Source organism: Pseudomonas sp. 8_5_2, assembly GCF_059295255.1.
In genome coordinates, this window is record NZ_CM181238.1 from 3,114,191 (window position 1) to 3,138,224 (window position 24,034).

At 54.4% G+C, this 24,034-nt stretch carries 13 protein-coding genes and 4 pseudogenes; 1 reads left to right on the plus strand and 16 read right to left on the minus strand.

Annotated elements, in window-relative coordinates; all coding sequences use genetic code 11:
- Positions 1-772: 772 nt before the first annotated feature.
- The 16 genes and pseudogenes from AC5O5R_RS14325 to AC5O5R_RS14400 form a co-directional block, all read right to left on the minus strand.
- Positions 773-1,546: pseudogene (locus AC5O5R_RS14325) on the minus strand (type IV secretion protein Rhs); the annotation flags it as partial.
- Between the two features lie 161 nt (positions 1,547-1,707).
- Complete coding sequence (locus AC5O5R_RS14330; protein WP_172232239.1) at positions 1,708-2,226, minus strand: SMI1/KNR4 family protein; 519 nt, start codon at positions 2,224-2,226, stop codon at positions 1,708-1,710.
- 12 nt (positions 2,227-2,238) lie between these two features.
- On the minus strand, positions 2,239-2,553 hold the full coding sequence (locus AC5O5R_RS14335) for an HNH endonuclease (RefSeq protein ID WP_494515467.1): 315 nt from the start codon (positions 2,551-2,553) through the stop codon (positions 2,239-2,241).
- 60 nt (positions 2,554-2,613) lie between these two features.
- Positions 2,614-5,250, minus strand: a pseudogene (locus tag AC5O5R_RS14340) (RHS repeat-associated core domain-containing protein); the annotation flags it as partial.
- Positions 5,251-5,514: 264 nt separating this feature from the next.
- Positions 5,515-6,024 (minus strand): DUF4303 domain-containing protein, encoded by a 510-nt coding sequence (locus AC5O5R_RS14345; RefSeq protein ID WP_172232572.1) that lies wholly within the window; start codon positions 6,022-6,024, stop codon positions 5,515-5,517.
- A gap of 18 nt (positions 6,025-6,042) precedes the next feature.
- Positions 6,043-8,604 (minus strand): annotated as a pseudogene (locus AC5O5R_RS14350) (RHS repeat-associated core domain-containing protein); the annotation flags it as partial.
- Positions 8,605-8,845: 241 nt separating this feature from the next.
- Positions 8,846-9,325 carry a hypothetical protein gene (locus tag AC5O5R_RS14355; protein WP_256678505.1) on the minus strand — a complete coding sequence of 160 codons (480 nt, stop codon included), beginning with the start codon at positions 9,323-9,325 and terminating at the stop codon, positions 8,846-8,848.
- A 421-nt stretch (positions 9,326-9,746) separates the two neighbouring features.
- Positions 9,747-11,156: pseudogene (locus AC5O5R_RS14360) on the minus strand (RHS repeat-associated core domain-containing protein); the annotation flags it as partial.
- 176 nt (positions 11,157-11,332) lie between these two features.
- Positions 11,333-11,875, minus strand: a complete 543-nt coding sequence (locus AC5O5R_RS14365; RefSeq protein WP_494514467.1) for an imm11 family protein — start codon at positions 11,873-11,875, stop codon at positions 11,333-11,335.
- Between the two features lie 709 nt (positions 11,876-12,584).
- Positions 12,585-12,794 carry a hypothetical protein gene (locus AC5O5R_RS14370; protein WP_218584566.1) on the minus strand — a complete coding sequence of 70 codons (210 nt, stop codon included), beginning with the start codon at positions 12,792-12,794 and terminating at the stop codon, positions 12,585-12,587.
- A gap of 830 nt (positions 12,795-13,624) precedes the next feature.
- Positions 13,625-14,266: an imm11 family protein gene (locus AC5O5R_RS14375; protein WP_256678504.1), complete on the minus strand. Its 642-nt coding sequence runs from the start codon at positions 14,264-14,266 to the stop codon at positions 13,625-13,627.
- Between the two features lie 732 nt (positions 14,267-14,998).
- Positions 14,999-15,595: a hypothetical protein gene (locus tag AC5O5R_RS14380; protein ID WP_172228618.1), complete on the minus strand. Its 597-nt coding sequence runs from the start codon at positions 15,593-15,595 to the stop codon at positions 14,999-15,001.
- A 4-nt stretch (positions 15,596-15,599) separates the two neighbouring features.
- Positions 15,600-19,802: an RHS repeat-associated core domain-containing protein gene (locus AC5O5R_RS14385; protein ID WP_494514468.1), complete on the minus strand. Its 4,203-nt coding sequence runs from the start codon at positions 19,800-19,802 to the stop codon at positions 15,600-15,602.
- A 5-nt stretch (positions 19,803-19,807) separates the two neighbouring features.
- Complete coding sequence (locus tag AC5O5R_RS14390; RefSeq protein ID WP_172221753.1) at positions 19,808-20,275, minus strand: DcrB-related protein; 468 nt, start codon at positions 20,273-20,275, stop codon at positions 19,808-19,810.
- Positions 20,276-20,307: 32 nt separating this feature from the next.
- On the minus strand, positions 20,308-20,892 hold the full coding sequence (locus AC5O5R_RS14395; RefSeq protein WP_172221750.1) for a DcrB-related protein: 585 nt from the start codon (positions 20,890-20,892) through the stop codon (positions 20,308-20,310).
- Positions 20,893-20,901: 9 nt separating this feature from the next.
- Positions 20,902-22,755, minus strand: a complete 1,854-nt coding sequence (locus AC5O5R_RS14400) for a type VI secretion system Vgr family protein (protein WP_172221747.1) — start codon at positions 22,753-22,755, stop codon at positions 20,902-20,904.
- Positions 22,756-23,022: 267 nt separating this feature from the next.
- Between AC5O5R_RS14400 and AC5O5R_RS14405 the strand changes: the two genes are divergently transcribed.
- Positions 23,023-24,033 carry a hypothetical protein gene (locus tag AC5O5R_RS14405; protein WP_172221744.1) on the plus strand — a complete coding sequence of 337 codons (1,011 nt, stop codon included), beginning with the start codon at positions 23,023-23,025 and terminating at the stop codon, positions 24,031-24,033.
- Position 24,034 lies beyond the last annotated feature (1 nt).

The window sequence follows — 24,034 nt, forward strand, 5'->3', positions numbered from 1 at the left end:
TTGCGATTTACTTTGCGTGGAATTCTAATCATTAATGAGATCATTGTGAAACAATCTACCAGCCCTACTTCCATGATGAGGACCGTACGGCACAGGCTTACCATGTTCGTCAGCAACTCCAACAAAAGTAATATCTTTGGTCAGCACTGTCAATTGCTAAGTTCTTGAGCGGTAAATCCGAGTTCTTTTGCTTTCGAAGCTGTTTCGGTGCCACGCATGACACTTCGCGGCACCTCCGCTAACAATATATACCTGGCAATACAAACAACCTTATAGATTCAGCTTTTAAGTACCCCTTCACATCCAGCACTCAAACAACTAATTCTACCGCACTGCCATTAAAAAGCACTTGCAAAGCCTTTCGCAAGGAAGATGCTTTCCCTGCCGACTCAAAAATAACACTATCGAACCTGGCGAAAATAGATGAACCACCGAAATGCTTAATGAATTCCGGTTTGACTTCAACCCTAAGACCACTCTTCTCTAATGCTATTTTTTTTATAGCACCTGCCACCTCATGGCTTGCCTCAGAAGTTTGCAAGCCGATGCAGTCATCAACACTCGAATTATCTTCATCCTCTAAACGCGTCATTATCACATAATTGGCAGGATCAGCGCTGCCATCACCAATTGCAACTATTAGGACATCGTCTTCCTCATAGCACTCGATGCTTGACGCGATGAAGTCATTCATACAAACCTCCAGTGCTAGCCACACCCAGAACCAAATGTTTTTGGTATTTTTTTGCTTTTTGCATTCCAAACCTCTTTGACGCGGCTGCCAGGTGCTGCCGTCCGGATAGCGGACCTGGGTCACCAGCTTGGTCAGGTGGTGGTATTCGTACCGGATCTTGCGGCCCAGCGGGTCGGTTTCTTCCAGCAGGCGGGCGTACTCGTCGTACTTGAAGGCCAGGCGATTGCCGTCTGGCAAGCTCAGGCCGACCATGTTGCCCTGCTCGTCCAGCGCGATGGCGTACCGCTCGCCGCCGTAGTCACGGCTGGCGACCACGCGGTGGTCGGCGTTGTACTGCACTTCCAGCTCGCGGCCGAGCACGTCGGTGGCCCAGCTGGTGCGGGCGTCCAGGTCGTAGCGGAAATGGAAGTGTTCGCCGTCGCTGGTCCAGTGCTCGACCACCCGTGGTTTATCGCCCAGCGTTTCCCAGCGGTAGTGACAGCCCAGCCCCAGGGCGTTGCTGTGGGTCACCATCAGGCCTTCGGCGTAGCTGAAACTGCGCACGGTGTCGCCGTTGCGGTTGATTACCGCGGTCAGCTGGCCGTGTTCGTCGTAGCGGTACTGGGTGAGCGTTTCGACGGCCTGGTTGTTGACCACGCGCTTGATATCGGTCAGGCGGCCCAGCGGGTTGTCGTAGTGAAGGTGCACGCGGGTGCCGCCGGTGGCGCTGATGTCGGTCAGGGTGCCGTCGGGGGTGCGGGTGAAATGCAGGAAGTGGCCGAGGGCGTTCTCGATGCGTTGCAGCGGCACTTCGGTGTTGGTGTCCGGCACTTCGCCGAAGTAGAAGAACAGGTTGTCGAGGGTTTGCAAAAGTCAATTGACGCCTTCGATGAAAACCAAATCTATTCGCTAGCTTGCACAAGCAATGCGAGACATAAACCTAATTTGCATGAAGAACGGGCCCCGCATATACACTAGCAGAGCCACATTAAACGATACACTTTTAAAGAACCGGCGCACGCATATCGCCAAGATCAACTTTCCTTCAAGAACTCAACACCACCAGACAGCGATGCTAGAATTAAATCATAGAATTCATCAATACAATTTGCAATCTTATAAAGGTTACCGCAATCGCCCCGCTCCGCGATATCAAAATTATTTATTTTATCAGATTCGTGCAGGTGGGTTCTATCCCAATAATAAACCCCCTCCCGACCCGCCTCAGTTATGAGAACATAGGGATTTCCCCCCCCATCCTCGCCAATCGCCAGAACACCATCAATAAATATTAACTCAGGGATGAATTCATCATTAAAGCTAACCAGATCATTACACTCCTCCTCAGGAACGACCCCAAACAAACGATCAAAACTAACCACGCCATCTTCAACTGATCTTAATGGCAACTGCCCATAATCAGGATCAGTTAAGTAAAACCCATTCATGCGTGCCAGCAGGCTCCTATAATCAGTTGGCAAAGGAACCTTAACTGTAGCCTCTAGAGAATTCAGTGCAGCATCAGTCAAGCCCGCCTTGTAAACTATAGGCATTTTCTCACCTCACTAACAACTTGATTTCATATTCTTAACACCACCCGAATGGGTGAACCTGTTGTGGATCTTCTTAGGAACTTCCTGCATTGTCATCATGTTTTCATGGTGATGCCAAGTATTTTTTGCATAGTCAGCCTTACCTTGTGGCGCAAGCGCATCTGCCTTGCCAAAGTCTCCACCAGGATTTTTCCCGTGATTCCCTTTCAAGTCAGGAACATCAACTTTCTGCCGCTCGAATGGAGTAAAATCAGGGTGCCCCCCTGGATACCTTACTACATTACTCTCCCAATCTTGATAAACCCATGTGCGCCCGTCAATTTCCATATGCACGGAACCACCTTTTTCGAGCCATTTGGCAACATCAGGGGAGTGCGATGGCTTTGCACTCCAGCCCCAAGGATAAATCCAAGATGTCGGATTTACTCCATAGTTATAGAGGTTAACTCCACCCAACACCCCGATTGGGTCTTGGGTTACAAAGCGCCCAACCCCTGAATCATAGTAGCGGAATGTATTATAATTCAGCTCAGTTTCCGCATCAAAATACTGACCTTGAAATCGTAAATTCTGATCGACATCGCTAACGGCTAGCTGCTCTACAGCCCCCCACGAGCGATAGATCGCCTGCCAAACGATCTTGCCATCGCTATCCGTCATCTCCAACGGTGTACCAATCTGATCCGTATGGAAGTAGTAGAGTTTTTGCTCTTCGCCTTCTAACTGATCAACCCTGGCTAATGGCGCATAGGTACCTGGTTCATACAGGTAGAGAGTGCTCTGCCCCGGCGTTTCCTCGCGCAGCATCCTCAGCCCTTGCCACAGAAAGCGCTTCTGCTCGACCTGGCCATTGATCTCAGCCTGCTTGGCTACCCGGCGCCCTAAGCTGTCATAGCGATACTCACCCCGGCTTTCCAGCTTGCCATTAACCAGCGTCTCCGCCCGCACCAGCCGGTTTTCGCAGTCATAGCTGAAGTGCTGCAGCTTGCCGGTCCCCGAGCGCTTTTCGATCAGGTTACCCCAAGGGTCATAGCGATACTCCTGATCACGCCACCGCTTGATCCGGTTGTCCTTGACCTTGTCGAACTGCCGCGCATTGAAGTCCAGCCGGTTCGCCGCTGCGTCATAACGAAACTCTTCGCTACCCACCAGCGAGCCGGTATCTCGGCTACGCAACTGGCCGTTGGCTTCGTATTCGTACTTGATCTCGCCACGCAGCTTGTCCAGCGTGCGCACCAGTTCACCCGCCGGGTCGTACTGGTAACGTCGGTGAATCGGGTTATAGGCATGTTCCACCAGCAGCGCGGTATTCACCCCGGTGTTGTGCACTTGCGACAGCTTGTCGGCGGGCAAGATCGAGGCAAACTGCCAGGCCTTGCGCCCCATGGCGTCATAGCCAAAGCAACTGGTGAGCTTGCCCTGGGTCCGGTACACCTCGCGGTGCAGGTCATCGCGCTCCATGTCGCTGATCACCTGGCCATCCAGGTTCAGCTGGTGCAGGTGGCCGCTGCCGTAATACAGGTGGTTGACCTTGCGCCCATCCGGTAGCGTCAGCGTGGTCAGGTTGCTGAGCGGGTCGTATTCGTAGCTGAGCTTCCCATCTGGAGTGATTTCCTGCGTCAGCCGGCCCAGCAGATCGTAGGTGTATTCCAGCTTTTCTTCGGTGATGCCAAGTTGCTTGCCGATCCCGCTGGGCTGTCGCTGGATGCTCAGCAACCGGTCAGCGTCGTCATAGCTGAACTGCTGCTGTGCGTCGCTGTTCAGCTTGCTGAGCAAGCGGCCAATAGCATCACGCTCGAACAGCGTATGCCGCTGCGGCCGCTCGGCATTTTCGCCGTAACCAATCTCCTCCAGCCGCGTCAGATGCCCGCCAACGTTGTAGCTGAAGCGCCGGGTCAGGTTGTCCACCCGCACCTCTTCCGTCAGCCGGTCCGACACGTCGTAGGCAAAGCTGTAGGTGGCGTTGTTCTCGTTGACCAGCGCGGTCAGGCGAATGGCCTTGTCGTATTCGTAGCGCACCCGCTGGCCCTTGGCATCCTGGCGGCTGCCGGGCAGGCCGCGGGCGGTGCGCAGCAGGCGGGTGGTCTGGCCCTTGCCGTCGGTGTGGCTGAGTACTTGGCCGTAGACGTTGTAGGTGAAGGTTTCCGCCGTGCCGTCCGGGTGGTTGATGCGCAGCACTTCACCGTCGGGCTTGCGCTCCAGGGTCGTGGTCTGGTTCAGCGCATCGGTCACCGCTACCAGGTGCTGACGCTCGTCGTAGCGGTACCACGTGCTCTTGCCCGAGCAATCCTGGTAGCGCTCGACCTGCGCCCGGGTGTTCCACCACAGGTACTTGGACTTGTAGGTGGCATCGATGATGGTGTGCGGCAGGCCGTCATCGCTGTTGAGGTATTCGGTCATCTGGCCGAGGGCATCGATTTCGGCGAGCAGGTTGCCCTTGTCGTCGTAACGCGCTTGCCAGGTGCTGCCATCCGGGTAGGTGATCTGGGTCACCAGCGTGGTCAGGTGGTGGTATTCGTACTGGATCTTGCGGCCCAGCGGGTCGGTTTCTTCCAGCAGGCGGGCGTACTCGTCGTACTTGAAGGCCAGGCGATTGCCGTCTGGCAAGCTCAGGCCGACCATGTTGCCGTTTTCGTCCAGCGCGATGGCGTACCGCTCGCCGCCGTAGTCACGGCTGGCGACCACGCGGTGGTCGGCGTTGTACTGCACTTCCAGCTCGCGGCCGAGCACATCGGTGGCCCAGCTGGTGCGCGCGTCCAGGTCGTAGCGGAAATGGAAGTGTTCGCCGTCGCTGGTCCAGTGCTCGACCACCCGTGGTTTATCGCCCAGCGTTTCCCAGCGGTAGTGACAGCCCAGCCCCAGGGCGTTGCTGTGGGTCACCATCAGGCCTTCGGCGTAGCTGAAACTGCGCACGGTGTCGCCGTTGCGGTTGATTACCGCAGTCAGCTGGCCGTGTTCGTCGTAGCGGTACTGGGTGAGCGTTTCGACCGCCTGGTTGTTGACCACGCGCTTGATGTCGATCAGGGTGCGGTAGACCACGCGCGCGTAGAGTTCGGCGACAATACCCCTACGTCAGAAACGTATTTCAATAAATTGGGGCGACTACCGCCCCATAAATACCTCTTTCTTAAAGAGCATCACTTCCATTTCCGTCAGCACTAAATACATATCGATGAAAGTGAAGCAGATTACGTCGACAACACTAAGCCTGCTATCATAACACCACTCTAAACATGATGCAGCGATTGAAACCTCTGCATCATGCCACTTAAATACAAACGACAGGCTTCACAGGCTATTCATCCAGCTCTCGAACTCTCTCGCCTCTTCTGCAGAGTTCAACTGCGCAATCCACTTGCATTCCCAGTCAGCTCTAACCATGTCAGAAACTGCAAAGACTACTATTTTCCCGGGCAAAAACATCGGACGCACCTCGTCCAGTACATCTACGCAAATTTGAAAAATTCTTTCACAGTGAGCTTCAAAATCCTGCTCTGGACTCATGGAATCGCTCAGTCCTGCTAACTCTTCAGAAATCCCATCAAACAGCTCAGCAGCATAAGCCTCATGGCTCCACTCTGCAGGCGCCCACTTGTAATAGATTGCATCATCGGGATCACCCGACTGCATAGCCTCCAAATTGCTCCTAAGATTAAGAGAAGGAGCTAAAGTACGTGCATCTGCATCTGAATAAAGAGCAAACGCACAAACTTCACCCTCCGGAAACTCACTAGCCATTCTTTCAGCAACTGCAATCGTAGCTGTTTTGATTTTTTCTTTCAAATTATTATAATTCATATAATCTACCCTCATCACCTATGGCAATAGATCAATTGTACCATCCGCAAAATGCTGGCCCATTTTTCTTAGAGCAGCAACCACACTGTCTCTGGATCCCGCGCCACCTGCATCGGCCCTAGCCAAAGCCTCGTACACTTTTTTTGCGTTAGCAGTTGAATGTCCGGTATTGGGCGCCCAAATCAAGTTTTCCTTGCCTTTATACCAATCAATATCGTGCCTCTCCAAGATTTCCTTACTCTTATCAAGAATAGCCCGCATTTCTTTGCCCTTACCATTCTTAAATACGATGTGATGCGCGTGTGGCCTAAGCATTCCTTTAGGCGCCTCACCCCCACCAATACTTCTAAGATGATTACCCCATTTGACAGTATCAGCGCACAGGCCTAAAGGATCAATCCAGGTCAATGGGCTGGCTGTATACTCATAAAGATTCCAGCCACCATATAAACCGATTGGATCTTGCGTTACAAATTTACCGACCTCAGGGTCGTAGTACCTTAGAGTATTGTAGTGCAGTCCTGTTTCATAATCGAAGTACTGGCCTTGGAAACGCAGATTCTGTTCGACTTCGCTTACGTTTAGCTGCTCTACCGATCCCCACGAATGATACGTCGCCTGCCAAACGATCTGGCCATCGCTATCCGTCAACTCCAGCGGCGTACCAATCTGGTCTGTATGGAAGTAGTAAAGCTTCCGCTCCTCCCCTTCAACGTGATCAACCCGCGCCAACGGCGCATAGCTACCCGGCTCATAGAGGTAGAGAATGCTCTGCCCCGGCGTTTCCTCGCGCAGCATCCTCAGCCCTTGCCACAGAAAGCGCTTCTGCTCGACCTGGCCATTGATCTCAGCCTGCTTGGCTACCCGCCGCCCTAAGCTGTCATAGCGATACTCACCCCGGCTTTCCAGCTTGCCATTGACCAGCGTCTCCGCGCGCACCAACCGGTTCTCGCAGTCATAGCTGAAGTGCTGCAGCTTGCCGGTCCCCGAGCGCTTTTCGATCAGGTTACCCCAAGGGTCATAGCGATACTCCTGGTCCCGCCACCGCTTGATCCGGTTGTCCTTGACCTTGTCGAACTGCCGCGCATTGAAGTCCAGCCGGTTCGCCGCTGCGTCATAACGAAACTCTTCGCTACCCACCAGCGAGCCGGTATCTCGGCTACGCAACTGGCCGTTGGCTTCGTATTCGTACTGGATCTCGCCACGTAGCTTGTCGAGCGTGCGCACCAGTTCACCCGCCGGGTCGTACTGATACCGCCGATGAATCGGGTTATAGGCATGTTCCACCAGCAGCGCGGTATTCACCCCGGTGTTGTGCACTTGCGACAGCTTGTCGGCGGGCAAGGTCGAGGCAAACTGCCAGGCCTTGCGACCCATGGCGTCATAACCAAAGCAACTGGTGAGTTTGCCCTGGGTCCGGTACACCTCGCGGTGCAGGTCATCGCGCTCCATGTCGCTGATCACCTGGCCATCCAGGTTCAGCTGGTGCAGGTGGCCGCTACCGTAGTACAGGTGGTTGACCTTGCGCCCATCCGGCAGGGTCAAGGTGGTCATGTTGCTGAGCGGGTCGTATTCGTAGCTGAGCGTCCCATCTGGAGTGACTTCCTGCGTCAGCCGGCCCAGCAGATCGTAGGAGTACTCCAGCTTTTCTTCGGTAACCCCGAGCTGCTTGCCGATCCCGCTAGGCTGTCGCTGGATGCTCAGCAACCGGTCACCGTCGTCATAGCTGAACAGCTGCTGTGCATCGCTGTTCAGCTTGCTGAGCAGCCGGCCAATGGCATCACGCTCGAAAAGCGTATGCCGCTGCGGCCGCTCGGCATTTTCGCCGTAACCAATCTCCTCCAGCCGCGTCAGATGCCCGCCGACGTTGTAGCTGAAGCGCCGGGTCAGGTTGTCCACCCGCACCTCTTCCGTCAGCCGGTCCGACACGTCGTAGGCAAAGCTGTAGGTGGCGTTGTTCTCGTTGACCAGTGCGGTCAGGCGGATGGCCTGGTCGTACTCGTAGCGCACCCGCTGGCCCTTGGCATCCTGGCGGCTGCCGGGCAGGCCGCGGGCGGTGCGCAGCAGGCGGGTGGTCTGGCCCTTGCCGTCGGTGTGGCTGAGTACTTGGCCGTAGACGTTGTAGGTGAAGGTTTCCGCCGTGCCGTCCGGGTGGTTGATGCGCAGCACTTCACCGTCGGGCTTGCGCTCCAGGGTCGTGGTCTGGTTCAGCGCATCGGTCACCGCTACCAGGTGCTGACGCTCGTCGTAGCGGTACCACGTGCTCTTGCCGGAGCAGTCCTGGTAACGCTCAACCTGGGCCAGGGTGTTCCACCACAGGTACTTGGCCTTGTAGGTGGCATCGATGATGGTGTGCGGCAGGCCGTCATCGCTGTTGAGGTATTCGGTCATCTGGCCGAGGGCATCGATTTCGGCGAGCAGGTTGCCCTTGTCGTCGTAACGCGACTGCCACACGCTGCCGTAAGGAAAGCGGGTTTCGGTGACCAGGGGCGTGGCACGGCAGTGCTTGTAGCTGATCTTGCGGCCCAGCGGGTCGGTTTCTTCGACCAGCCTGGAGAAATCGTCGTACTTGAGCGCCAAATTTGCTATAGAAAATATTAAAACGACGAAAAATTAAAGGCAAATAACTCCATATGTCAGCCTAAAAAACGTAAATTAGACGACTGAGACAAAGTTGACGATCACCTCAAAACATAGTTTATTAAAGAACCCAGCAACACGAAATTTATCCTAAGCAGCTAGCAATCTCGTAACTCAATCGCCTTTGAGCCAAACAAAGCCCCCCTCCCCCATCGCGCCTGAATAGAAATGCAAACGCTGCTTATATAACAATTAATTTGTCGCCCGCATACCCAACAGGCCATCTACCTGAAAAATAAAGCCCTACTATTTTTGACCACGCACCATCATCCCCATAATAAACTTGAGAAACATATTGTCGAAATGCAAAGCAAGCTGCATTTCTAGCAGCCAGACTGAAGTCATGCGCGCCAAATACAAATTTATCTTTCGCCACCCCCTTAACCGACTGCATAACTGCCTTACTAACCTTAAGCCTTGCATCAGCTAATTCTTTAGGTGGCTTAGGAAACGAATTGAACGGATCATCTTGAGTAGGCGTAGTTGGCAGCCACTCCAAGTCTTTGTAGGAACCTGCAAAATCAGATTCTAGCGGTTCAATAAAAACCCTGAACACGCTCTCTATATACACAACCCCCTCAACCACATCAGGAGCCTTACCCATATTTGAGAAAAAATCTGTTTGTGCTATATCATCAATCAACTTTTCGACGTCCAACATATTAAAATCTCATATCTGTTATCGTACCTGGCGGCAAAGCTTTTCGACTCTGCTGAATTGTCGTTCTCAATACACCACCGGCGGCGTGCGGCCCAGGAATTCCGGGAAGTGAGTGATTAGGCAGCTTACCTCTCGTTGGCATAAGATTCCACCATTTATTTGCTCCCCCACTTTCCAATGGGATAATATGGTGAGGCGTGGCCCCTTCTGGCCAAACTCGCCCTGTATGAGCCTCCCACTGTTTCATCAAGTAATCCTGATCCCGAACAAACTCTTTTCGAGCCACTTGGTTTTGGAAGACGCTACGGCGCTGCACAATCGGCAAGTTCCCCTTCAATATTGCAGCTTGCTGCGCCGTGATATTGCCACCGGAAGCGGCGACCTGATTCGCCTCCGAAATAATTTTATCATTTAACTTACCGCAAGTTAGACCTAATGGATCTACCCACCCGTTCGGCTCCGGCGCATATTGATAGAGATTAATTCCTCCCACCAACCCAACCGGATCCTGAGTTATAAATCGGCCTACTTGGGCGTCGTAGTAACGAAACGTATTGTAATGCAAGCAACTTTCGGAATCAAAGTACTGTCCTTGAGACCTAAGATCCTGCTCAACCTCGTTAACCGTAAGCTCTTCTAGCTCGCCCCACGAACGATACCTAGCCTGCCAGACAACCCTCCCATCACTGTCCGTCAACTCCAGCGGCGTACCAATCTGATCCGTATGGAAGTAGTAGAGTTTTTGCTCTTCGCCTTCTAACTGATCAACCCTGGCTAATGGCGCATAGGTACCTGGCTCATACAGGTAGAGAATGCTCTGCCCCGGCGTCTCCTCGCGCAGCATCCTTGCCACAGAAAGCGCTTCTGCTCGACCTGGCCATTGATCTCAGCCTGCTTGGCTACCCGGCGCCCTAAGCTGTCATAGCGATACTCACCCCGGCTTTCCAGCTTGCCATTAACCAGCGTCTCCGCCCGCACCAACCGGTTCTCGCAGTCGTAGGCAAAGGTCTGCAGCTTGCCGGTCCCCGAACGCTTTTCGATCAGGTTGCCCCAAGGATCATAGCGATACTCCTGATCGCGCCACTGCTTGATCCGGTTGTCCTTAACCTTGTCAAACTGTCGCGCATTGAAGTCCAGCCGGTTCGCCGCTGCGTCATAACGAAACACTTCGCTACCCACCAGCGAACCGGTATCTCGGCTACGCAACTGACCGTTGGCTTCGTACTCGTAGTGGATCTCACCGCGCAGCTTGTCCAGCGTGCGCACCAGTTCACCCGCCGGGTCGTATTGGTAACGGCGGTGAATAGGGTTGTAGGCATGCTCCACCAGCAGCGCGGTATTCACCCCGGTGTTGTGCACCTGCGACAGCTTGTCGGCGGGCAAGGTCGAGGCAAACTGCCAGGCCTTGCGCCCCATGGCGTCATAGCCAAAGCAACTGGTGAGTTTGCCCTGGGTCCGGTACACCTCGCGGTGCAGGTCGTCGCGCTCCATGTCGCTGATCACCTGGCCATCCAGGTTCAGCTGGTGCAGGTGACCGCTGCCGTAATACAGGTGGTTGACCTTGCGCCCATCCGGCAGGGTCAGCGTGGTCAGGTTGCTGAGCGGGTCGTACTCGTAGCCCAACGCCCCATCGGGTGTGATTTCCTGCGTCAGCCGGCCCAGCAGGTCGTAGGTGTATTCCAGCTTTTCTTCGGTAACCCCGATCTGCTTGCCGATGCCACTGGGGTAGCGCTCGGTACTGATCAACCGGTCGCCGTCGTCAATCGCGAATGATGCTTGGCGATCAAGCGGCCAAGGGGTCACGCTCGAACATAGTATGTCGGCCGCGCACTTGATGTCGGTCAGGAACCAGCTGAGATGCAAATGGCTAGGGGCGCTTTCGCGCGGCGCAGCAGCACCTCAGTGTTGATGCCTGGCATTTCGCCAATAGGACTGAGGTTTGCGCTTCAGTCCCCTACTCTGGATTGTTAAAGATCGATTGTAAACACGTACAATTTACAACACTAATCACAACGCCCTAACCTCCTTGAAATCCAAACCCTTCAAGTCGACCCCCTCCGCCGCTTCTAAAAATCTATCAGACACATAAATAGAAAGCGGATTTTCGTCCACGCGGAACACATCGTACCCTTGCACCACCAGACGATTCAACACAAGTTTGTACACAACCAAACCATTGGGATACTCATCAAACTCCGACAGTTCTCTATTAAAAGCACCGACAAGTTTCGCATCAACCACCACACCTAAATGATCTGGATTTGGAGATCGGACATGTATATCCAGAAAAGACTCTGGAGCTATTGACTTTAGTAGTTCCCTAGCCTTCGACGTCAAAATAAGTACAGGTTTAAAAAATGTGAATACATCAGCACCATCTTTCTTCCTTTTGTCATCAGAGTTAAACTCCAACTCATACTGCCTGGAAAATACAGCGGTGGCATCCTTGCCGAAAGCATACTGTTCCGCGGCTTCATGCAAGGCCAGCTCTTCCTGCTTTCCGACAAGCGTCTTAAAATCATCACTCTGAGCTATAGAATAATATTTCATAATTACCCAAAAATTTCTTTCCAGTTTGAGTTTCTAAGAGCATCCAGAAGCTTCTGCCGGATATTCCCTATGGCGGCTGCAGAGCAGGCCGCGGCGGCGCGCAGCATGCGGTGGGTGGTCTTGCCCTTGCCGTCGGTGTGGCTAAGTATCAGGCGTGCGGGTGAAATGCAGGAAGCAGACGAAGGCGTTCTCGATGCGTTGCAGCAGCACTTCGGTCTTGCTGTCGGGTACTTCGCTGAATAGAAGATCAGGTTGTCGAGGGTTTGCAGGAGATATTGTGCAGTTTTTGTGTAAACTAAATATCTCAGCCCTTATGCACAAAAAAACACTTACTCAATAACGACCCGTCAAAAGGTCTTTACTGTTGCATATGCCCAAGCAGAGCCAGACAAAGTAATACATGTTAAAGAACCTGCTTATTGCGACTTTGATCCACTTAACATCACCAGAGTTGCACAACGGACTTCGCCGAACATTGGCCACGCGTACTATCCAAGAAGCATCTCGAGAAGCAACGCCTTACAAGTGACCTACCGCGGACTGCTTGAGGTGGCGAAAGCAATGAATACACCCAGCGATAAAAAATTAACAAATTAAATTTCGACCACTTTTTCATCATCTTTCACAAAGCAAGCACAAAAGCCTCCCCATCCAGCCCGCACAAATAAGAAACTCCCCTGCAAGTCAAGATCTAGCAAGGCAAGGCAAATTAAGGAAAGCGCTGCTCTTCGTAGCCATTAGAACAAACATTTGTTATCCGCAACAATCCTTCGTCACCGTACTCAAAGCGCACCTCAAAATCACTAAAAGAAGATTCTACATGTTCTTTTTGCTGCACGATAATTTTATCAAGCACCTGACCAACATAAATATAGCTAGAGTCACTACACCCATACTCCCCCCAATTCAGATCTCTCACGACTGTATCACCCTTAAGCAACGAAACAGACACGCTCCTCAACTTTCCCGCGCTAGTAAAGTAAGCGCGCTCGACATAATCGTCACCATAATTGTAAAACTCTTTGTTTATTATATTCTCAGACTGACCATAGATTTCAACAAATAAAATCCTGGCCCATTCATCAAAATGGTAAATATGAGTATTTTTTATGCTGGCCGGGACTTTTTTTTACTGCTTACCCCTCTTAAAGCCAGCCCGCTCCGCTTCATACGGGCGAGAATTATAAAGCGGACCTTTACTGATTACGGTGTCGCGCAACCTGGATTGGGCCTCCGACAAATAAGCGTCTAAGTAATACTCTTTTTTGAATCAATTTCGGAAAATCTTTTCTCGAGATCTTTTAGGCTATACATTTCTTAATTCTCCGATTCTAGAAAACCCCACGATAAATTTCCGAATTGACTTTATTCAACTCACTAAGGGTCAGGTGGTGGTATTCGTACTGGATCTTGCGGACCAGCGGGTCGGTTTCCTCGAGCAGGCATTACCGAATGCAGTGGTCTTCCGAGATCAGAGCAGCCATTCCCCTTAACCAACAGCAAATCGGAAGTGACTGAGACAACGTTGGCAGCCACCTCCGCACCTACATTCTTAAAGAGCTAAGCCATCAACTCTGTGATTAGCCAAAAATACAAGCATGCAACAACTCGTCGCCCCCCTTTCAACCCGACTCATCAAACTACTGATAAATCCATGGCAATAACTTGGCTTTTTTGAAGAGCGTGAAGGCTTCCATGAAATTAAAATGCTTTTCGCCCCAAGCCTGTTAAGATAGATTGATCACAACATTATAAATCGTCAAGCTCTGCCCATGGATCATATCTATAGTTTTCATCTACAGGCAGAAATGAAATCCCTTTTAGAAGGCTTGCGGCATGCTTGAAACGCTCACTGCAGAGCAGCTGCAATGTTTCTTGACAGCGAAAGACGTCACTATCAACAGAATCGGTCAGAACAAACAAATCAATTTTACTAATGCTAACGGCACCTGGATAAAGCGGGCTTTGAATGACGGCTCCAGTTTCTAGATCTTTAGCCACTTCATATACTGAAAGCGATGTATCTAGAGCTGATAAGCTTTCGCCCGGTAGAAATATAAAGTACTCACCCGCTGCAACCCTCCCCTTTAGGGAAATCTCAAGGGGTACCGCTCTATATTTTACCTTAAGAGCATCGCACACTTCTAAAAAATTTCGAGAGACATAAGTCGACCCTAGTTGATAAAAATCAAAATCAAGTAAATCGAGATCTATCTCTAGATCCGATAAAGCGAGTCGATATTGCTTCCTTATACTCAATGCCTCTGGATGCATCTCATACGGAGACCACTCATAGCTATCACAATTAAAAAATCCTACCAGACTAGAAGGACACCCTTTGCCGACAGGCTGATACTGCATTACGTAACATTTGTTTTCATTGAGAATCATGGCAGCCGTCCTGTGATTCATTCACAACGAATTTGCTCACTTTAAGGGCTCTCGAGAGCTTGCCTTGGGTTTGTTACACCTCGCGGCACAGGTCATCACTCTCCATGTCGCGCATCACCTAGCCATCTAGGAGGGGTTGACCTTGCGACTATCCGTCAAGGTCAGTGTGGTCAGTCTGCTGACCGGGGCGTAGTCGTAGCCAAGTGTGCCGTCGGAGAACCGGTTGTCGAGGGTCTGCAGTAGTGGCCACCTTTGGTGCACTCGAAGTAGACCTACTCGCTGCATCGCCCGGTTGGAGGGCCACAAACATCACTCCCACTGATACTGCCATTGAAACGCACTTGCAAAGTTTTTCGTAAGGAAGTTTCTTTCACCCCAAATTCTAATAAGCCACTATCAAATTTAGCAAGGACAGTTAAGCCAGCGTAATGCTTGATGAGTTTCGGCTTAACCCCAACTCTAACGCCACTCTCTTCCTCCACTGCCTTCTTTATAGAACCCGCTTGCCTCATAGGTTTGCAAGCCGACACAGATATCTAAACTCGAATTATCTTCATCATCTATACGAGTCATTATCACATACTTTTCACCTTCAGCATCACCATCACCATCACCAGAAACAGTTACTGCGACATTTATCTAGCCAAGGTCACTGAGTCGAATATCAATTTCGGACCAATACACACCCTCGGCAAAAACCACGAACTTAGAGCGATGTGTGGCGCAAAAAAATTACCGACCATCATAAATTACTATTCTTTCCTCGCCAAATATAGAGTATAATGAAACAAGTTCACCCTGATCGAAGACCGGATAAATTTTTACACCCGGCAAGCTATTAGATGAATACGTTAGAATCTCCTGCAGACACCCTTCACTCCAGTCGTAACCAAACGCCCAATATTCTGAATCGGAGTCAACCCTACAAGCTCTAAGCACTTCACCTTGCTCTATGTGAATTACCTTTAGCCATAAGCGTTCTCCGTGACGATTAACTTTGAGCGAATAAATGCGATCGCCTTCATAAATAAAGCTCTCAAAGGCATGAACCTCACCCTTCGCATTGAAAATTTCAACCCTCTTCAAACGGGTTCCAGAATAAAAGTATCTATTAGTATTTTTTTTGTTTGCAGGCTCCTTTGCAACCATCTTGCTTGGTTTTACGCCAGACATTTCTAATTCGTACGGAATGAAGGAAACACCCACGCCCTTCGACCACATAACCTTTGACCACTCTTCACAGTCAGTTTCGAAAACGGCCATGAAGTGAGTGCCCTCAAACCTCTCAAGAACCTCATCCTTTAAGTGCTTCAAATTTTCGATCAACATACATCTACCTCATGGTTTTAAATGAAATTCCATCAAACAACGACTTCTTAACCTCGGAAAGTGCGCTGAGAAAATCCTCTCTGGTGTTCGTTCCTGAGAGCTTATCAAACACATGTTGCTTATATGCTTTACCATGCACACCAGCGCCCTTGTGAGGTGTGGCGGTGGTTCCTGGAACCCTTGCAGACTCTGTGTTGGGCAACCAAATCCCATTACGCTTGTCGTTGATATCGATGTCAAATTCATCCATTTTCTTTCGAAGAGCAATCATTCTTATATCTTTTGAGTTGGACATCACGATGTGATGCGCATCATACTGACCTCCCCCTCGCGGACTTACCCCGAGCTCCTTTCGGAGAAGCTTGGCATCTGAATTACACGACAGCCCTAGTTCATCAATCCATCCGATAGGGCTAGGCGCATATTGATATAGATTATGCCCGCCTGCTAGACCGATGGGGTCTTGTGTGACAAACCTTCCAATTTCAGGTTCATAGAATCGGAACGTGTTGTAGTTCAGCCCCGTTTCACTATCATAATACTGGCCTTGAAAGCGTAGGTTCTGTTCGACCTCACTAACGGCTAGCTGCTCTACAGCCCCCCACGAGCGATAGATCGCCTGCCAAACGATCTTGCCATCGCTATCCGTCATCTCCAACGGCGTACCAATCTGGTCTGTATGGAAGTAGTAAAGCTTCCGCTCCTCCCCTTCAACGTGATCAACCCGCGCCAACGGCGCATAGCTACCCGGCTCATAGAGGTAGAGAATGCTCTGCCCCGGCGTCTCCTCGCGCAGCATCCTTAACCCTTGCCAAAGGAAGCGCTTCTGCTCCACTTGACCATTGATCTCAGCCTGCTTGGCTACCCGCCGCCCGAGGCTGTCATACCGATACTGCCCGGTGCTCTCCAGCGTGCCATTGACCAGCGTCTCAGCCCGCACCAACCGGTTCTCGCAGTCATAGGCAAAGGTCTGCAGCTTGCCGGTCCCCGAGCGCTTTTCAATCAGGTTACCCCAAGGGTCATAGCGATACTCCTGATCCCGCCACCGCTTGATCCGGTTGTCCTTGACCTTGTCGAACTGCCGCGCATTGAAGTCCAGCCGGTTCGCCGCTGCGTCATAACGGAACTCTTCACTACCCACCAGCGAGCCGGTATCTCGGCTACGCAACTGGCCGTTGGCTTCGTATTCGTACTTGATCTCGCCACGCAGCTTGTCGAGCGTGCGCACCAGTTCACCCGCCGGGTCGTACTGATACCGCCGATGAATCGGGTTGTAGGCATGCTCCACCAGCAGCGCGGTATTCACCCCGGTGTTGTGCACTTGCGACAGCTTGTCGGCGGGCAAGGTCGAGGCAAACTGCCAGGCCTTGCGACCCATGGCGTCATAACCAAAGCAACTGGTGAGCTTGCCCTGGGTGCGGTACACCTCACGGTGCAGGTCATCGCGCTCCATATCGCTGATCACCTGGCCATCCAGGTTCAACTGGTGCAGGTGGCCGCTACCGTAGTACAGGTGGTTGACCTTGCGCCCATCCGGCAGGGTCAAGGTGGTCAGGTTGCTGAGCGGGTCGTACTCGTACCCCAGCGTGCCATCAGGCGTGATTTCTTTCGTCAGCCGCCCCAGCAGGTCGTAGGCGTATTCCAGCTTTTCTTCGGTCACCCCAAGTTGCTTGCCGGTACCACTCGGGTGGCGCTCGATGCTGAGCAACCGGTCAGCGTCGTCATAGCTGAACTGCTGCTGAGCATCGCGATTGAGCTTGGCGATCAAGCGCCCGATGGCGTCGCGCTCGAACAGCGTATGCCGCTCTGGCCGCTCGGCATTGTCGCCGTAGCCAATCTCATCCAGTCGCGTAAGGTGACCACCGACGTTGTAACTGAAGCGTCGGGTCAGGTTGTCGACCCGCACTTCTTCGCTCAGCCGATCCGAGGCGTCGTAGGCAAAGCTGTAGGTGGCGTTGTTCTCGTTGACCAGTGCGGTCAGGCGGATGGCCTTGTCGTATTCGTAGCGCACCCGCTGGCCCTTGGCATCCTGGCGGCTGCCGGGCAGGCCGCGGGCGGTGCGCAGCAGGCGGGTGGTCTGGCCCTTGCCGTCGGTGTGGCTGAGTACCTGGCCGTAGACGTTGTAGGTGAAGGTTTCCGCCGTGCCGTCCGGGTGGTGGATGCGCAGCACTTCACCGTCGGGCTTGCGCTCCAGGGTCGTGGTCTGGTTCAGCGCATCGGTCACCGCCACCAGGTGCTGACGCTCGTCGTAGCGGTACCACGTGCTCTTGCCCGAGCAATCCTGGTAGCGCTCGACCTGCGCCCGGGTGTTCCACCACAGGTACTTGGACTTGTAGGTGGCATCGATGATGGTGTGCGGCAGGCCGTCATCGCTGTTGAGGTATTCGGTCATCTGGCCGAGGGCATCGATTTCGGCGAGCAGGTTGCCCTTGTCGTCGTAACGCGCTTGCCAGGTGCTGCCATCCGGGTAGGTGACCTGGGTCACCAGCGTGGTCAGGTGGTGGTATTCGTACTGGATCTTGCGGCCCAGCGGGTCGGTTTCTTCCAGCAGGCGGGCGTACTCGTCGTACTTGAAGGCCAGGCGGTTGCCGTCTGGCAAGCTCAGGCCGACCATGTTGCCCTGCTCGTCCAGCGCGATGGCGTACCGCTCGCCGCCGTAGTCACGGCTGGCGACCACGCGGTGGTCGGCGTTGTACTGCACTTCCAGCTCGCGGCCGAGCACGTCGGTGGCCCAGCTGGTGCGCGCGTCCAGGTCGTAGCGGAAATGGAAGTGTTCGCCGTCGCTGGTCCAGTGCTCGACCACCCGTGGTTTATCGCCCAGCGTTTCCCAGCGGTAGTGACAGCCCAGCCCCAGGGCGTTGCTGTGGGTCACCATCAGGCCTTCGGCGTAGCTGAAACTGCGCACGGTGTCGCCGTTGCGGTTGATTACCGCAGTCAGCTGGCCGTGTTCGTCGTAGCGGTACTGGGTGAGCGTTTCGACCGCCTGGTTGTTGACCACGCGCTTGATATCGGTCAGGCGGCCCAGCGGGTTGTCGTAGTGAAGGTGCACGCGGGTGCCGCCGGTGGCGCTGATGTCGGTCAGGGTGCCGTCGGGGGTCCGGGTGAAATGCAGGAAGTGGCCGAGGGCGTTCTCGATGCGTTGCAGCGGCACTTCGGTGTTGGTGTCCGGCACTTCGCCGAAGTAGAAGAACAGGTTGTCGAGGGTTTGCAGGAGGTAGTGGCCACCCTCGGTGCATACCAGGTACACCTGCTCGTTGGGGTTGTAAATACGCTCGCCCGGTTGCAGGGCCACGAACGGGATTTCGCGGCCCTGGTTATCGGTAAGGTAGATGAACGAGGCCTGGCGGCGCACGCTCTGTTCCCACGGCAGCACCCAGCCGCGGCCGAGTACGCTGTCGACGGTAAGGTCGCTGGCATAGAAGCGCGACCACTCGATAGGCATCAGGCCCGGCAGGCTGAAGTCGATTTCATCGGGGATCAGTTTGCGGCCAGTGGTGAGGTCGACCGGATTGCCGACCAGCCCACCGATGGCCTTGCGCGCCACCGGTTCGACCACGTAGCGGCTGGCGACTTCACCGGCGACGAATCCTGCGGTGAACTTCAGGGCGCAGGGCATGACAGCTTTCATGCCGGCCTGGGTACCGGCCTTGATCAGCTGGGCGATACCGCCCGCAGCGCCGGCGATGGCCATCAGCACATCCACGGTGGTGCGCAGCCATTCCGGGATCTCATCGTCCACCGGCAGGTAGCGGTAGGTACCGCCGCCGATGATGACGTTGTCCGAGCCTGCGGAGATGGTCGCACCGCAGGTCAGCTTGTCGCCCTTGCGCGCAGCGGCCACGCTGTTGATGAAGACGTTGGTCGAGCCTTCGGCAATCTGCACCGGCCCGGGGTGCTTGTCGCAGGCACCGATGCTTTTTTCGACGCGGGCAGCCTTGCGGCTGTTGATGAACACGTTGGGTGAGGCAGTGGTTATGGTCCCTGAGGGGGACGAGAACATACTGCCTATCGCCTCTCCGGCAGCGGTCAGCAAGCTGCCCCCGATACCGGCTGCGAGGCCGGCCAGCAAGGCCACGCCGAACCCGCAAGTGAAGGTGGCGATGGCCACCGTGGCCACCAGCGCGATACCCAAGGCAGCTCCGATCAGGAAGCCCCCCAGGGCGCTTGTGTGCGATATCTCGTCGCCGAACCTGGCCGCTTCGAACATGAGGGTTACTCCTGTTCGCCGGGCTCGGGGCTGGTCACGACCGGGTGGCGCGGGGTGAAGCTGGCCAGCAGGTTGTCCCAGTCCTGGTTCTGCTGGGCACTGAAGTCGGCCTGTGCAGTGGTGGAGAAGATCAGCGCCCGCCCGGGGCTGATGATGAAGGCGGCCTGGCGCTGATAGAGCGGACGGCCCTGGTTCATGTAGTAGGCGTCGATCTGGATGCCAGCGATAGGCGCGCTGGCCGCAAGCGCGACAGCCTTGTTGCCCATGCGGGTGTAGCCGCGCAGCTTGGAGGTGAGCATTTTGACCTGGCGATCAACGTAGGCCGGCAACGCTTCGTCAGGCAGCAAGGTGTCGCGCGAGACGGTAATGCTCAAGGGCGCGGGCACACTGGCACCCAGGACGAACATGTTGACCGTGCGGTCCTCGAAACCTGCCGGCAGCGCAATGCTGCCTTCCTGCAACTCGTAATCCATGCGATGGAAATTCCTGATAAAGAAGAACGGGTTCAGCCCGGCGCGAAGCCATCGAGCATACGGTCGAAATCTGCCAGCCATTGGCTCAGGCCTGGCTTGCTCGGGTCTATCACGCTGGAAATGTCCAGCCATTGCTGCAAATCGCTGCCGGCTACGGGTACCAACGCGCCGACCAGGCGACCGTGCCGAGGCTCATGACCAGCAGTGAAGTGAAAGTCCAGCACCTTGGCCGGGTGGCCAGCCAGGTGGCAATCACGCTGACGTATCAGGCGCAGCTGCGGGGTCAATTCGCGCAGGGCCTTGATTGCCTCGTCGAACAACGCCTCCAGCGTCTGCCTGGGGCGGACGTCACGACGGCGGATGCGAAGGCTGACCGCTTCGCCTTCATGCTCGAGGGTGGTCTGGATATCGCGGAAGCGAAAGCCGGCCGGAAACTGCAGGTGGAAACCGGCGAAGGTAAAGCCACTGGCCACGTCCAGCAACGCGGTGGCCAGTGGTTGCGGTTCGGGCGCAGGCTCGGGCATGTTGGCGGGTTCAGCGAGCCTTGCCAGCCGCGCAGCTTCCGCTTGCGCTTCGCGCTTGGCCGAGAGGCGGTCGTAGATCGAGGTCTTTTGCATGAACCCGCCTCAGTCGTTGATTCGCACTGCGGCGCCGGTGATCTGGGTAGTGTCGGTACTGGTGGTGACGATGGCCTTGCCCTTGATCTCGATGCCTTCCGGGGTCAAGGTGATGCTGCTTTCCCCCACCTGCAGGATGATGTGCTGCTTCGCGGCAATCTGGATGAACTGGTTGTCGACCTGCAAGGTGTAAGAGCCATCGGTCACTTGCACTACCGTGTCCTTCTTCACGGTTTCGGTGTGCGTGCCACCCACCGTAATCGTGCGGTTGTTACCCACATCATGGGTTTCATCCAGCTCGATCTCGGTGTCCATGTTGCGCTCGGCGTGCATGATGATCTGCTCGGCGCCGGCCTTGTCTTCGAAGCGGAAGAAGTTGGCTGTACCGCCGTCGCCCTTCATCGAGCGCGTCAGGAAACCGCTTTGGGTCTTGTTGGCCGGCAGCGCCCACGGTGGCGTGTTGCTGCTGTTGTAGAGGCTGCCCATGATCAACGGGCGGTCGGGGTTGCCGTCGAGGAACACCACCACCACTTCGTCACCGACGCGCGGGATCTGGATACTGCCGAAGCCGCCGCTGGCACCTGACTGGGCCACGCGGACCCAGCAGGAACTCTGGTCGTTGTACTCCCCATTGCGGTCCCAGTGGAACTGCAACTTCACCCTGCCCAGGTCATCGGTGTAGATCTCCTCGCCGGGCGGGCCGACCACAATGGCTGTCTGCGGTCCGCTGATGCCAGCCTTCGGTGTATGCGCTGCGGGGCGGAACGGGATTTTACGACGAATACAGCTGAAGCTGTTGCGATAGCCCGCTTCACCGTCGCTGGCGTAGTTGTTCTGGCCCCAATGGGTAACGGAAAGCAGCAGAAACTGGCGATCGTCGGGGGCGTCGTTGTCGTGATCGTAATGCTGGCTCAGCTCGAAGTACTGGCCGGCCTCCATCGCGCGGCAGTTGCTCTGGCCATGGAACGTCTTGCCGTCCACTTCCATCGCCTCGAGCCTGCGCTGTGCCTTGCGCACACCTTCATCGGAGTCTGCGTAGCCGTAAAGGCCCTCGTATTCGAAGACCTCGTACTGGCCGACCTCACCCTGCTGGTTGACAGAGTTCAGCTGCACCAGATGCGGGTTACCAGGCTGCTTGTAGTCGAACGTCTTGAGGGCCAGGCGCGTTGGCTGCATGCGTCGCGCCGAGGACCACGCCGTGATCGAGTCAGCGGTCTCGGTTACCGAGGCGCTGTGGTATCTGATCAGCGGCTGACGCTCCAGCTGCGGCAGCATGCTGCTGTCATCGCTGATGATCATGCGATGGCCTTCCTGAGAATGCTCGAACGTGAAGAACAGCCCCTCCTGTTCAAGCAGGCGCAGCACGAAATTCAAGTCCGATTCCTGATACTGCGTGCAGTAGCTGATGGGCTTGAGGGGCTGGCTAAGACGGAACTCATGCTCGGCCAACGTCAGGTAGTAAGCGAAGACTTCCTTGACGATCTGCTCGGTGGTCTTGTCCTGGAAGATACGTGAATCGCGGCGGCGGCTAAGAATCCAGATCCATGGCACCAGCTCGGCGGTGTAGTTGGCAATGCCACCGTCGGCACCGGTGTGGACGAAGTCGGAAACATGCGCGCTGAGGTAGCGCGTACTGCCATCGGCGAGCGCGATGCCCACCGTGACTTTCTTGCCGATCAGCTTCTTGAGCTCGATGCGGGCGTCCTGGGAAATCAGGTTTACCTGGAAACTGAACAGCTCGGAAATGGCCTCGCGACCACTGAAGCTAAGGAGTTGCAGCTCTTGCTCAGGGGGCAGAGGTGAGTCAAAGGTGAACAGGCGTTGATGCTGTGTGAGCATCGACTCAAGGGCATCCGTAATCATATCAATGCATCCTGCATCAAGCTGGAAATCCAACAATGAAAACGTGCTTGGCGTGGGCTGTCAAATGATGGCGATAAGCCAGAGAGCCCTGAATCAAGAGCAGAGGCCACTTCCGCCAATGGTAACTGATAGCGATTTCCCATTAGACGCTTCCTGGATTAATTACATCGGAATATGTCCCCCCGTTTGATCTGGCTGACGTCTGGGGTGTAGGCTCCTTGCGCCTGGCTACCAGGCCGTACACAGCGAATATCAGGGAGCGTTGCCATGAGCGTGAGTGAAGCCCAACTCAGCCAACTGGACCGAGACATGGACCAGAATCACCGGGAAATGGTGATCATGTCGGTGGAAGACTTTCAGGGCCAGTTCGCCCAGAAAGCACAGGGTGCTACGCAACCACTTCAGGTGTGTACCCGAACACAGGCCGATAGGTTGACTGGCACCTGGCAAGGCATAAGGTCTACTTACAACGGCCTGCCCCACACTTTCGTCAATACCACCTGGGGCGTGCCCGGCGCAATGGCAGCGTGGGATGCGAAAAATATCATTGGTTTCATTCGCGACATGAATGGCTTGGGCACGAAAGTGCGCTACATCGTGCGCAACGGCAAGCAATACGTGGTCCTCTCCGGTTACCCTGGCCTGCGCAAAACGCTGGATGCGCCTCGCTACGGCATCCAGAACGCCAAGCTGATCAGCATGGGTATCGGTAAATATGGTGTTCGTGGCTCCTCCATCAAAGGATTCAAATTATCCTGCTATGTGGCAGTCGCTATCGAAGTCGCGGAATGGGTGTTCGCTGATGAACACATCATGAGCGATCTATTTGGTGGCGTCGGCGTTGAACTGATCAAGGCCGGCATTGCTACAGCAGTCGGCTACGCAGCGGCTGTGCTGGCGGGAACATTCTTTACCGCCGCCGCTGCGCCGGTGATTGCAGGCGCACTCTTCGTCTTTGCGGTAGGCCTTGGCTTGAACGCTCTTGATAACCACTTCGGGATAAAAAATTCGGTAAAAGCCGGGTTGCGCTATGCAACTGACCATCTGGAATCACTCCACCAGACACTTACCGAAATCAAGGCGGCGGACCTGCAAAACTACCTGAAAGAAACCACCGCCAACATTGCTGGCAACATTGCAGACCAGCTTTATGATGAGGCCAAGTCATGGGTTATCCGCAAGCTACGCCCGGACGGGATCGATCTACCCGCTTGGCCGAGTGCGCCCAGATTGCCTTCAATTCCGTCTCTGCCCACATTCAATCTACCTAAATTTTAAT

Bases quoted from the DNA above. Each gene is read 5' to 3' on its own strand.
- AC5O5R_RS14375 (WP_256678504.1), bottom strand. From the start codon at position 14,266: ATGATTCTCAATGAAAACAAATGTTACGTAATGCAGTATCAGCCTGTC.
- AC5O5R_RS14330 (WP_172232239.1), bottom strand. From the start codon at position 2,226: ATGCCTATAGTTTACAAGGCGGGCTTGACTGATGCTGCACTGAATTCT.
- AC5O5R_RS14400 (WP_172221747.1), bottom strand. From the start codon at position 22,755: ATGATTACGGATGCCCTTGAGTCGATGCTCACACAGCATCAACGCCTG.
- AC5O5R_RS14385 (WP_494514468.1), bottom strand. From the start codon at position 19,802: ATGTTCGAAGCGGCCAGGTTCGGCGACGAGATATCGCACACAAGCGCC.
- AC5O5R_RS14390 (WP_172221753.1), bottom strand. From the start codon at position 20,275: ATGGATTACGAGTTGCAGGAAGGCAGCATTGCGCTGCCGGCAGGTTTC.
- AC5O5R_RS14405 (WP_172221744.1), top strand. From the start codon at position 23,023: ATGAGCGTGAGTGAAGCCCAACTCAGCCAACTGGACCGAGACATGGAC.
- AC5O5R_RS14380 (WP_172228618.1), bottom strand. From the start codon at position 15,595: ATGTTGATCGAAAATTTGAAGCACTTAAAGGATGAGGTTCTTGAGAGG.
- AC5O5R_RS14355 (WP_256678505.1), bottom strand. From the start codon at position 9,325: ATGTTGGACGTCGAAAAGTTGATTGATGATATAGCACAAACAGATTTT.
- AC5O5R_RS14365 (WP_494514467.1), bottom strand. From the start codon at position 11,875: ATGAAATATTATTCTATAGCTCAGAGTGATGATTTTAAGACGCTTGTC.
- AC5O5R_RS14395 (WP_172221750.1), bottom strand. From the start codon at position 20,892: ATGCAAAAGACCTCGATCTACGACCGCCTCTCGGCCAAGCGCGAAGCG.
- AC5O5R_RS14335 (WP_494515467.1), bottom strand. From the start codon at position 2,553: ATGGAAATTGACGGGCGCACATGGGTTTATCAAGATTGGGAGAGTAAT.
- AC5O5R_RS14345 (WP_172232572.1), bottom strand. From the start codon at position 6,024: ATGAATTATAATAATTTGAAAGAAAAAATCAAAACAGCTACGATTGCA.